Below are 11,759 nucleotides of genomic sequence, written 5' to 3'. Positions count from 1 at the left end.
GATGAATCAACAAAACTTATCATCATGAAAGAGTTCATATTAATTTTCAGAAACAGCAAGGATTCTCACGACAATCCATCACCAGAACAACTACAGGAAAGGATGAACTGGTTGGGAAGTATTGCTGCCCGGAATAAGCTGGCTGACAAAGGAAACCGCCTGTCTGCCAGCAGTGCTAAAACGGTGAAACCCAACGATGTGGTAACAGATGGTCCTTACACGGAAATTAAGGAGTTTATCAGTGGGTACATGATTGTAAAGGCTGATTCTATTGAAGAAGCCGTTGAAATGGCTAAAGAGAATCCGGTGCTAAAAATGGGCGGGAATGTGGAAGTACGGGCTATATTGGCACCCGGCGAAAAAAGTTAAGCCGATGGCAGAAAAGGCAGCCGCATACCAGGAGCTTTTGCCTCACTTATTCAGATTGGAGTATACCAAGATGACGGCTGTATTATGCCGTCATTTTGGTCTGAAACATATGGAGATCGCTGAAGATATTGCCAGCGAGACATTTTTAAAAGCTACGGAAGCATGGGGTGTAAATGGTATTCCTGAAAACCCAACTGCCTGGCTTTATACGGTTGCAAAAAACAAAACCAAAGATTATCTCAAGCGGATCTCTATTTTTGAAACACATATCAAGGGCGCCATTACAACAACGGATATTGAGGCGGAACCCGATTTTGAATTTACTCCGCAAACTATTACGGATAGCCAGTTGGCAATGATTTTTGCGGTGTGTAATCCCAGCAACTCAAAAGAAGCGCAGATCTGTTTAGCCCTTCAGATTCTTTGTGGCTTTAGTGTAGAAGAAATAGCAGATGCATTTCTTACTAAAAAAGAAACGATCAAGAAAAGGTTGCTGAGAGCGAGGGCCAATCTCCGCGATGATAATTTCCAGATCAAGGTGTTGGAGGCTACTACGATGGCGTCAAGACTGGATACTGTTTTGAGAACTTTATACCTGTTGTTTAATGAAGGATATTTTTCTACTTCCAATAATCACGCTATCCGCAAAGACCTTTGTTCAGAAGCGATGCGGCTTACACTTATTTTAACAGAAAGTACATTGGTGAATACTACAGAAGCCAATGCACTACTGGCTTTGATGTGCTTTCAAAGCTCCCGTCTCGATGCAAGGGAGAATGATTCGGGAGAAGCTATTTTGTATGAGCAGCAGGATAAAAGCTTGTGGAGTAAAGAATTGATTGAGAAAGGAAATTACTACCTGGTCAATGCCTGCACCGGGAATGATATTTCAAAATACCATCTGGAGGCAGGCATTGCCTATTGGCATACTACTCCCACGGATGAACGTAAATGGGAGCATATCTTACAACTATATAATCAACTTGTCCAGATAGAATACTCTCCTATGACTGCGCTGAACAGAACATTTGCTTTTGCAAAAGTTTATGGAAGCGAACAGGGGATAAAAGAGGCCGAAAAACTGCAGTTGATGGAACATGATTATTACTACGCGCTGCTGGCTTACTTATGGGCTGGTACAGATACTGATAAAGCCATTGGCTATTATCATAAAGCGATCTCACTCAGCAAATCTGTTACCACACAAAAAACGCTTAGAAAAGCCATTGAGGAACTTCAAGAGGCGAAGCTTCCGGATGAGGGTGAATGATGGGAAAATCGATATACCCGGTATCTCCTCCTTCATAAAAGATATTGGCATCGGCTTCGGTTAATGGTGTATTGTGACGGAATCTTTCCACCAGGTCGGGATTACCTATAAAAGGTTTACCATAGGCAATAAGATCGGCCAGACCGGCTTGTAACAAGGCTTCGCCGGAATCGGCTGTTTGTCCGCCTGCCACTATCAACAGATTATGGAAGCGTTGGCGTACCTCCTCAATATAAGCAGTAGATATACTTGGCAATCCATTCAGGGGTTGGCTGGACAGGTGGATGTACAATATACCTAATTGCTGTAAGGCATCGGTGATATACTGGTGAGTAGCCGCTTCTTCTACATAGGCCGGTAAATCATTGAGGATCGCGAAAGGAGATAACCTGATGCCGGTGCGTTCTTTGCCGATGGCGGCTGTCACTCCTTCCATGATTTCCAGCAGAAATCGGCTACGGTTAGCGATGCTACCACCGTATTCATCTGTTCTCAGATTGGTGAGGGGGTGCAGGAACTGTTCCGGAAGAAAGCCATGTGCACCATGTATTTCCACTCCATCAAAACCGATAGCTATGGCGGCAATAGCGGCCTGGATATGTGCGTCTACCATTGCTTTTACGCCAGCAGTGCTTAATGCTTCCGGTTCCGGCATCGGGTGATGTTCATTCCCGGGCGTGCGGATGCTTTCTTCCGCTTTCAGGGAAGAAGCACCTACCAATGGTACACCTCCTTCCTGGTTCAGCGGATGTCCTATCCGGCCGGTGTGTACCAGTTGTACAAATATTTTTCCGCCCCTGGCGTGTACTTCGTCTACTACTTTTTTCCAGGCAGCTTTTTGCGCCGCATTATAAATGCCTGGTGCATTCAGATAGCCGAGACCGTTAGCCGTAACGGCACTGTTTTCGGCAATGATTAAACCGGCGCCCGCTCTTTGTCCGTAATACAATGGCGCCGAAGGGCTGGGAATACCCTGGTCAGAGCGGCGTCTGCTCATAGGAGCCATCACTACCCTGTTTTTAAAGGTGAATAAAGGGGTAACAAGCGGCGACAATAACTTTTCTCTCGTATTCATGATCTATTGTGATTTTCTGATGACAAAATTACGCGGGACAGTCATGGCAGAACAGTGATAAAGAGAGGTTTCTTTTGTAATTTTACAGGTTACAGGGCATAAGGTGGGATACCTGTCTTGTGCACCGCATGATGGATGCAGTCCGTATACATCATTTGTAAAGGCAATCAATTATGGAGCGTAAAGAGTTGCACCGCCCGTTTGAGGTACACGTATCAGATATGGAATGCTGGAAAGAGCGTCCGCTGATTTATCATTTCTTCGAGATTGTACAAATCCTGGAAGGGAGCGGTGTACGCACGACTAATCTGAATGATTTTCCTTACGAAAAGGGAAGCATCTTTCTCTTTACACCGCTGGATTGCCGCGGCTTTAATGCCACTACGCCCACGCGCTTCTGCTCTATCCGTTTCTCGGAGGTTTTCCTGGGACAGTATAAAAATGCACCTGACCGCGCAAGGATTGTTCAATGGCTCAAGCAACTGGAACATATCTTTTCTCACCATAACCGTTTTCAGCGGCTGTTAGTAAAGGATACGGGTGATTGTAAGATGATTAGCTCGCTGATTAATAATGTGGTGCAGGAGTATCAGCAGAAGCAGGCTTATCATGAAGAGAACCTCCAGCATTTTGTGACCCTGTTGTTGAATATCCTGGCCCGCAATGCGTCCGACAATACAAATGCGGGCACAACTGCTACCGGTCAGGAAACAGAGCCACTGATTAACCGGATGCTGTTGCATATCAGGCAACATATCAGTGATGCAGAAAAATTAAGAGTGGATTATCTCGCTGCTCACTTCAATCTTTCCGCAAATTATGTAGGCGAGTATTTCCGTAAACTTACGGGCGAAAGTTTACAGCATTATATTACGCAGTATAAAATAAATATGGTGCAGCAACGCCTGGCTTTCAGCACGCTTACTGTCAGTCAGATTGCGGGAGAGCTGGGTTTTACAGATGAAAGCCATTTAGGGCGACAGTTCAGAAAACATAGCGGGGTGAGTCCGCTGGAATACCGGAAAAATGCCCGTCCGGTAGGTAATCAGCAATAACGCTGCCCAATCGTATGCTCCGCTTACTAATAGCTTGATCATGAAAGCACCGGGATGCTTCTTCTGTTTTTAAAATATTTAAAGATATATTTTGTACCAATTGGTAAAATATATATCTTTATGCCAGAAAACTACTACAGATGATACACAAACCCAACTACCCGCAATAAATACATCACATATCCGCTAACACTTTTTTTTACTTACTATTGTACCAGATAGTACAAAATTAAACACACATGAAAACACTCACTACTACCAGCGTTTTATACAAAACAGTTACCGTTAACAACCTCGACATTTTTTATCGGGAAGCAGGGCCTGCAGATGCACCAGTGATATTACTTTTACACGGCTTTCCTTCCACCTCGCATATGTACCGGGACCTTATTCATGATCTGGCGGACAGGTACAATGTGATAGCTCCCGATTATCCCGGATTTGGCCAGAGCAGTATCCCCGCATTAACGGCATTCGACTATACTTTCGATAACCTGGCCGTGGTGATGGAGCAGTTTATTGATGCCCTTGGCTTAACAAAATTCACCTGGTATTTGCAGGATTATGGCGGCCCTATTGGTTTCCGCATTATCACTAAAAGACCTGAGCTGGTAGAAGCCCTGGTGATACAAAATGCGAATGTATATGATGAAGGATTAGGCCCCGATGTGCAGATCATAGGAACATTGCAACATGATGAAAAAGCATTGCTGGCAGCGATCGCAGATAAATTAACGCTGCCAAGGATTAAGGAAGAACATGTGTTTGGCGCCGCTAACCCGGAACGTGTGAGCCCGGACAGCTATGAGCTGGCGCATTTTTATATGGCCAGACCTGGGGTTGAAGAAATACAGATTGCACTGTTTCAGAACTATGGTACCAATTTTCCGAAATACCCGGAATGGCAGCAGTACCTGCGCACACAGCAGCCGCCTGTTTTGGTAGTGTGGGGTAAAAACGACAAAATATTCACCTGGCCCGGTGCGGAAGCATATAAAAGAGATGTTGAAAATGCAGAAGTCCATCTGCTGGATGGTGGCCATTTTGTACTGGAAGAATATCATGAAGAAGTAGCTGCATTGATACATGATTTTTTAAGAAAATTATAATCACCTAAAATATTGAGATATGTCTGACACTAAAATTGCCATTAACGGCTTTGGAAGAATTGGAAGATTGTTTTTTCGTGAAATGTACAATCAGGAAGGCATTGAAATAGTGGCGATCAACGATTTAACGAGTCCTGCTGTATTAGCACACCTCCTGAAATATGATACTGCCCAGGGCAGATTTGAGGCAACAGTAACCGCAACTGCAGATGCGATACAGGTAAACGGAAAAGAAATAAAGATTTATGCAAAAAGAAACCCTGCTGAAATACCCTGGGGACAACATGCCGTAGATGTAGTCCTGGAAAGTACCGGTTTCTTTACAGATAAAAATACGGCGGCGGCTCATATCGAAGCAGGCGCCAAAAAGGTGGTCATCTCTGCACCAGCTACAGGTGATATGAAAACCATTGTGTATAATGTTAACCACGCTACCCTTGATGGTACAGAAACAATTATCAGCTGTGMTTCCTGCACCACCAACTGCCTGGCTCCCATGGCACAGGTGCTGGATGATACATTTGGTATCGTAAATGGGTTGATGACTACCATACACGCCTATACGAACGATCAGAATATTCAGGATGCCCCTCATGCCAAAGGAGATCTGAGACGCGCCAGAGCAGCGGCACAAAGTATTATTCCTACCAGTACCGGCGCAGCGAAAGCAATCGGTTTGGTATTGCCCGGCTTAAAAGGTAAACTGGATGGTACTTCACAACGGGTACCGGTGATAGCCGGATCACTCACTGAATTAACAGTTACCCTTAACAAAAAGGTAACGGTGGACGAAGTGAATGCCGCCATGAAAGCCGCCGCCAATGAGAGCTTCGGGTATAACATCGATGAGATAGTGAGCAGTGATGTGATTGGTATTAATTATGGTTCTCTCTTTGATGCTACACAAACAAAAGTATTATCAGCCGGAGACCAACAGATTGTGAGAGTAGTGAGCTGGTATGATAATGAGATGAGTTATGTATCGCAGTTGGCAAGGACCGTAAGGTATATCGGGGAGCTTTTAGCCATTAGCTTTTAGCTGTTGGCAAAAAAAATGCAGCGAGGAACATAGTATGTTCTCCGCTGCATTTTTGCTAAAAGCTAATGGTTAACAGCTAAAAGCTACTTCACTACTTCCACCCATTTACCTGGCTGGAAAGCGTGAATGGTATTATCATACATCGCTTCGCAGGAGGTAGCCGGCAGATAGTACCTGCCCAGGTAAGCGGCGTTCAGCAGTACATTATAAGTACGCCGTTTGTTTTCTTCAATGTTGAAGTAAGTATATACCCTGTCATCACGGATATCCATATACGTAGATGGGGAAGAATGGAAAGCGCTATCATTATCCATTAACCGGGTATTGAGGATTTCCCATCCGGACGGGAAGATTTGTGATAACGCCATCTGTTCGTAGTAACCACGTTTACCCGGGTTATTGATGGTCACCGTAGCCATGAAGTCGCTGCCTTGTCTGAGCGTAGCCGGGTCAATTGGTTTACCATCACGGGTGCTGTAGCTTACCTGCATACCCAATACATCCGGGTTGTTGCTGGCTACCGGTTCCTGACCCGCATCCGGTTGTCCCTGGAGAATGAGTCTTACATACAGTAAGTTCTGTCCGTTATTCTGGATGCTGACATTGCCCGCAGTACCGCTGAAGGTAATTGGTATCTGAGTAACGAAAGATTGGCCGTTTACGGTGCCTTTAACGCCGTTTAACGTATAGCCAAAGCTTATTTTGCTGCCACCTTTATTTTCTCCACAGTATCTGGCGATGGCAATCAGGGAATAGGCGGTGGTTTGTGTGCTGTACCACTGGTCGTTTTGAGACAACTGCGCTGCAATTTGTTTTACCATTTCACCGGCACGGTTGCGTTGGCCGAGGATGGTAATCGTTTCCAGTATCATCGCCTTATCACGCAGGTCGGAACCGAAGGTACCTCCTAATTGGGTGTATGGTTTTACGTCTGTGGGCAGATTCTGTACCAGCGAATTTGCTACTTCCGGTTGTCCGGATAGCTTGTAGGCCGCCGCCAGTCTCCATTTGGCAGGAGCGGATAAATATTTGAATTCCTTTAAGCGGTTCATCGCACCTAACTCCGGCGACTTAGCCAGTGCCAGCAGGTACAAACGATAAGCCTGTGTAAGGTCACCGCCGTAGAAGTTTAGTGTACTCGGCGCCCAGGTACCGGCTTTATTGCGCTGGTATTTTTTCCACTGATCCAACAGTCCCGGAGGTAATGTATAACCCTTAGCCTGCGCCTCTATGAGGAAATGGCCGCCGTAGTTGGTACCCCACTCATCAGAGTTACCTTCTCCCGGCCAGTAGCTGAAACCACCGTCAGAAGTCTGGAAGCTCTTCAGGCGATTGATACCTGCTTTTACATTACGGTCTATTTCTGCCAGCTGACCTTCTTTTACATCCATCAGCTGATTCAACACCAGCTGCGGGAATACGCCCGAAGTAGTTTGTTCAATACAGCCATGCGGATATTCTATGAGGTAGCGTAAACGCTTGCCCAGGTTGAGCGATGGGATAGTGGATACTTCCAGTACGCCGCTGTTGGTACCTGCCATGCCAACGGGGCTGAAGGCCGATTCCCAGCTCCTGTTGCCTTCCAGTGTATTTTCAATGATATTGGTAATCACCGGATTTGGATTACGCACATTCAGTTCTATATTTTCTTCTGCTCTTTCTGCGCCACTGCTGGCCACTACTTTTATTTTAGCAACGCCTGTTTGTGGTCTTACTTTTACATCAAAGTAAACCAGCTGTTCTCCCGGTTGTGTGAAGGTGACTGTTTTAGTACGCTCACCCACTATTTCCAGCAAAGGACTGGTGCTGATGGTAACGCTGGCACTACGGATATTGGGTTCCAGGCCAAATACGGTGACAGGCACCTGTATGGTTTCTGATGGTCCCAGTACACGCGGCGCTGTGGTGAGCAACATCAACGGTTTCTTAACTGCTACTGCTTTTTCTGCAAAGCCATAGGCGCCGTCCTGTCCGGCTACTACCATTGCTTTTACAGAGCCGATATATGGCGGCAGTTTGAATTTATGTGTTTGTTTTTGTCCTGTTTTCAGGTAGAAAGGCCCCATATATTTCACTACGGGCTTGAAGCGGTTGGCTTTGGCGCTACCAGCATTTTTATCCAGTCCTTCATCACCACCTATGCTCAGGATACGATCCATATCTGCGCCCCAGGCGCCTATTACAAAGTCGTACAGATCCCAGGTTTTTACGCCCAATGCTTCTCTGGCATAGAAGGCGCTATGTGGATCCGGTGTTTTAAAGCGGGTAAGATCCAGCAAGCCTTCATCTACAATCGCGATGGTGTACGTCATCGGTTTACCGTTGCTTTCGCTCACGGATATACTGGCTTCTGTTTCAGGCTTCAGCTTATCCGACATGGTGATCACCGGCTTCAGAATGGTGCCAGGATCTTCTACTGAAATCGGAATAGTGCCATACATACGGATTGGCAGATCGTTCAATGTTTGCGCATGTTTTTGCAGCAAACTAACGTTCACGTATATATTAGGCGTCATGTTTTTCTCCGCCTTGAATTTGAAAGTTGTTTGTCCCTGTTTGGTAGTGATCCAGTAGGTCTTTAATACTTTGCTACCAGATTCAATACTTACCAGTCCGCGTCCGCCTTCACTGCTGGGGATCGTCAGGGTAATATCATCACCTGTTTTATATTGTTGTTTGTCAGAAGTGAACACCAGCATAGATGCTTCTGCAGGGTTATCTTTCTGCATTCTTTCTGCCCAGCCTGGCCAATCGATATATACCGATTTACCGGCAGTATGTCCGCTTTGCAGATCTTTCACCCTTACCAGGTATCTGCCCCAGTCTGGCGAATTTACCTGGAGATTCCACTTACCCTTGCCATCCTGCAGGGTAACGGTTTCTTTGCTCAGCAGTTGATTGTAGCTGTCTTGTGTGAAGTTGGAGTAATCATCTTCTTCCCCTTCATCCCACCACCATCTCCATTTTATTTTGTATACTTCTACCTGTACTTCACGACTGCCTTTGGTGAGGTTGCCGTTGCCATCCACATCTACCAGGTCAATAGTATGAGGTCTGTCGGTGAGCAACATACCGGTGGTACGATCGCCGGCAGGCATACGTAAACCAGCGTAGGAAGTAAAGGGGTTATAAGGCATGGAAAAATGATCGATACTGAAATCGCCTCCCGGCTCAAATACTTTTACTTCGAAATTAGCTTTCAGTTGTCCCGGTGCTACTTTGCCTAACTGTATATCGGCATTGACAGGCGCTGTGCCATTCTCGTTCAGCGGACCTTCAAAAATGGTTTTATTTTCTGCATCAAAATGTGTTACCGGATCGTCAAAGGAGTAGTCACCAAAGTTTTTGAAACTGGTGGTTCCCTGTACTAGTGATACATCCACTTTTGCTTTGAGATGCTGGGCGGTGGCGCCAAATAGCCACATGGCCGAGAGGTTACCGGTAGAACTACCTTTCGACAAGGATATATTATTGCCGAAATCCATTTTTATTTTAAGGCGGTTAGGTTTTACGGTTTCTATGCGTACATTTTTCTGGAAGGTGGCGCCACCTACTTTTACTTTGGCTACCCAGCTGCCGGTAGGATCATCCGGTGCGGTAGCAGTAGCAAAGCTGTAGAAGCCATTCAATCCTTCATGCTGATTAATACGCTTGTATAGCTGTCCTTTTGGATTGTATAATTCCAGTGTTACCGGGTGATCAGCAGGGAGTTTCTGTCCTTTGTCTTCCAGTATAAAGGTGAGATAAACAGAATCGCCGGGGCGCCATACGCCACGTTCGCCATACAGGAAGCCTTTGATACCGTTTTGTACTTCTTCTCCTTTTACGTCGAAGCGGCTTAATGGCAATGAACTTCCATCATCCAGTTTGAGGTAGCCTCTTTCATTTTCTTTTTTGGCAATGAGCAGGTAAGGTTTACGTTTCAGGTCAAAGGAAGCTAAGCCTTCACCATCACTTTTAGTTTTAAAGATCACCTGGTTCTGGTAGTCGAGCAGCTCCAATTCCACGCCTATCATGGGTTTGGTATCGCGTATATCCGTTACCGCTACTACCATGCTGTTGTCATTTCCTCTTTTGGCAATGAGGCCAATGTTGGAAGAAATAATATTGCGGGAAGCCCATTTGTCTTTGCTATAGTAAGAATTAGAGCAGGCATCATTGCGGCGGTCCCAGTTATATCCGTATGGATAGTAGCTATCGTAGCGCTGCCAGAAGGAGTCGTCATCGTCAATTTTTTCTCCGCCATAATATTCTTCCTCGCCTTCTTCTCCATCTGAAGATACTTTATCTCCATCTTTGGTGGTATCTGCAGAGCAGGCGGTCATGGCGTACGACTTACGGAAACCTATGGTGATACGGTAAATAGCGCCCGGTTCCGTACGTAACATTTTATCAAGATCCAGGAAGAAGCGGTTTTTCTTATGCAGGTTCACCGATTTATCCACATCGAGACGAATTGTTTTTTCTACTACGGGCTTGCCTACACGACGTAACTCCTGGTTGCCATCGAGGTCGTTGCGTTGCAGGTATTGTGGCACATTGTTTTCATAAATTTTGATGATGGTAACATCTACTGCGTTGAGGTTTACGGCTTCAAACGGCATCACCAGTTTGTTACTTTCCGGCAGGATCACTCCTTTGCCCGGGATGCTGACAGATGGCAGGGTGTTTTCAAAATTTACGTTGGCACTGAATGTTTTGCCTAAACGTTTATCCGTGATGTTGATCACGCCTTCATTCACAATTACATTATAATTTCCTTCCAGCCTGGTAGGGGTATATACGCWTACTTCACTACCATCTACGGTATAACGCAGATCACTTTGTCCGCTGATACCAATCAGGCCTTCGAGTGTTTGTGCCATACTGATAGGATCGGAGAACTGTACCAGCAGGTGTTGTTCCGGATCAGAAAGGGCTTTAACGTCCAATACTTTAAAGTCGCCGATAGCAGGAACTTCGGTGGTGCTTTTACCGGTATTGTCTACTTTAAGAGAGGTACCATTCCAGTTCAGCTCCAGGTTGCGGGCGATGTTGGAACGGGCAATATTAGCGATGGTAAACCGTGAGGTGCGTTCGGTGGCATTATGTTGCCAGGTAATGGGTAGTCCTTTACCGGCATATTGTGCGGTCAGTATTTTTTCAATGGCCTGCGGATCTTCCACATCGGCGGTATAGATGGCGCCGGTGCAGGTCATGCGGTCCAGGGTGTTGTTGGTACTGGATTTCAGTCCGAAATTTTCTATAGAAAAAGAGGGCTTAATGATTTTGAATTCGAAATCAAAGGCTTTCAGTTCTTTGGGAACATCGAGGATTTTGCCCAGTTTAAAAGTGGCCTGGTAGGTTTTACCGGGTTGCAGATTTTCGTCTGGTCTGAACTCAATGGTGGTAGCGTCTATCCAGTACGACTTACCCTTGATGGAAGGTGAGAATTCGAATACTTCCTTATCCAGGGGCTCGTTCTGGGTGTGCGTTACATTTGTTTGTCCGGTCAGGTGAACGCGGACAGCGCTCTGTTTGGAAATGATACCTGCGGTATATGCCTCAATGTATCTGGCAAATTCCGGGTTCATTTCTTTTCGGGTGGTACGGCAACCACTGATCACAAACAGGGCGGTCATGAAAAAAAATAACGCTGCTACAGCAATAAGCCGTTTTGATGGGTGCATCAGGAATGGTGATTAGGGTGATTAACTATTAGGTGCGAATGTCGGGAAATTTATTGAATTGGGGGTTTTATGGGGATTTTGTCTTACCCGCGATGGTACTGATTACAATGATTTCCATTTTTTGACTTTGAAATCAAAGGCGAATTTTCAGAATCAGTATCATCGCGGGTAAG

The 11,759-nt window shown here is 45.6% G+C and carries 7 protein-coding genes; 5 read left to right on the top strand and 2 right to left on the bottom strand.

Going from position 1 to position 11,759, the window contains the following annotated elements; all coding sequences use genetic code 11:
• Window positions 1-24 precede the first annotated feature (24 nt).
• Together AC1DCV_RS11610 and AC1DCV_RS11605 are read left to right on the top strand one after the other, a co-directional pair.
• Window positions 25-369, top strand: coding sequence for a YciI family protein (locus AC1DCV_RS11610; protein ID WP_477023336.1), 345 nt, complete (start codon window positions 25-27; stop codon window positions 367-369).
• A gap of 4 nt (window positions 370-373) precedes the next feature.
• Window positions 374-1,639 (top strand): RNA polymerase sigma factor, encoded by a 1,266-nt coding sequence (locus AC1DCV_RS11605; protein WP_477023335.1) that lies wholly within the window; start codon window positions 374-376, stop codon window positions 1,637-1,639.
• Here AC1DCV_RS11605 and AC1DCV_RS11600 read toward each other — a convergent pair.
• Window positions 1,584-2,714 carry an alkene reductase gene (locus AC1DCV_RS11600; RefSeq protein ID WP_477023334.1) on the bottom strand — a complete coding sequence of 377 codons (1,131 nt, stop codon included), beginning with the start codon at window positions 2,712-2,714 and terminating at the stop codon, window positions 1,584-1,586. The two genes, AC1DCV_RS11605 and AC1DCV_RS11600, sit on opposite strands and share 56 nt — an antisense overlap.
• Window positions 2,715-2,887: 173 nt before the next feature.
• Between AC1DCV_RS11600 and AC1DCV_RS11595 the strand changes: the two genes are divergently transcribed.
• The 3 genes from AC1DCV_RS11595 (at window position 2,888) to gap (ending at window position 5,917) form a co-directional block, all read left to right on the top strand.
• The gene (locus AC1DCV_RS11595) at window positions 2,888-3,769 is read left to right on the top strand and encodes an AraC family transcriptional regulator (RefSeq protein ID WP_477023333.1); all 882 of its coding nucleotides are present in this window, start codon (window positions 2,888-2,890) and stop codon (window positions 3,767-3,769) included.
• 239 nt (window positions 3,770-4,008) lie between these two features.
• Window positions 4,009-4,878 (top strand): alpha/beta fold hydrolase, encoded by an 870-nt coding sequence (locus AC1DCV_RS11590; protein ID WP_477023332.1) that lies wholly within the window; start codon window positions 4,009-4,011, stop codon window positions 4,876-4,878.
• Between the two features lie 19 nt (window positions 4,879-4,897).
• On the top strand, window positions 4,898-5,917 hold the full coding sequence (gap, locus tag AC1DCV_RS11585) for a type I glyceraldehyde-3-phosphate dehydrogenase (RefSeq protein ID WP_477023331.1): 1,020 nt from the start codon (window positions 4,898-4,900) through the stop codon (window positions 5,915-5,917).
• An 83-nt stretch (window positions 5,918-6,000) separates the two neighbouring features.
• On the opposite strand, the gene AC1DCV_RS11580 is transcribed toward gap, so the two are convergent.
• Entirely contained in the window at window positions 6,001-11,586 is a 5,586-nt protein-coding gene (locus tag AC1DCV_RS11580; RefSeq protein ID WP_477023330.1) for an alpha-2-macroglobulin family protein, read from the bottom strand.
• Window positions 11,587-11,759: the final 173 nt, after the last annotated feature.

The organism is Chitinophaga sp. 10T418 (genome assembly GCF_056394125.1).
This window is presented reverse-complemented; position numbering and strand designations above follow the sequence as displayed.

Coding starts and splice junctions, on each gene's coding strand:
- AC1DCV_RS11605 (WP_477023335.1), top strand. CDS start 374: ATGGCAGAAAAGGCAGCCGCATACCAGGAGCTTTTGCCTCACTTATTC.
- AC1DCV_RS11595 (WP_477023333.1), top strand. CDS start 2,888: ATGGAGCGTAAAGAGTTGCACCGCCCGTTTGAGGTACACGTATCAGAT.
- AC1DCV_RS11600 (WP_477023334.1), bottom strand. CDS start 2,714: ATGAATACGAGAGAAAAGTTATTGTCGCCGCTTGTTACCCCTTTATTC.
- AC1DCV_RS11610 (WP_477023336.1), top strand. CDS start 25: ATGAAAGAGTTCATATTAATTTTCAGAAACAGCAAGGATTCTCACGAC.
- AC1DCV_RS11590 (WP_477023332.1), top strand. CDS start 4,009: ATGAAAACACTCACTACTACCAGCGTTTTATACAAAACAGTTACCGTT.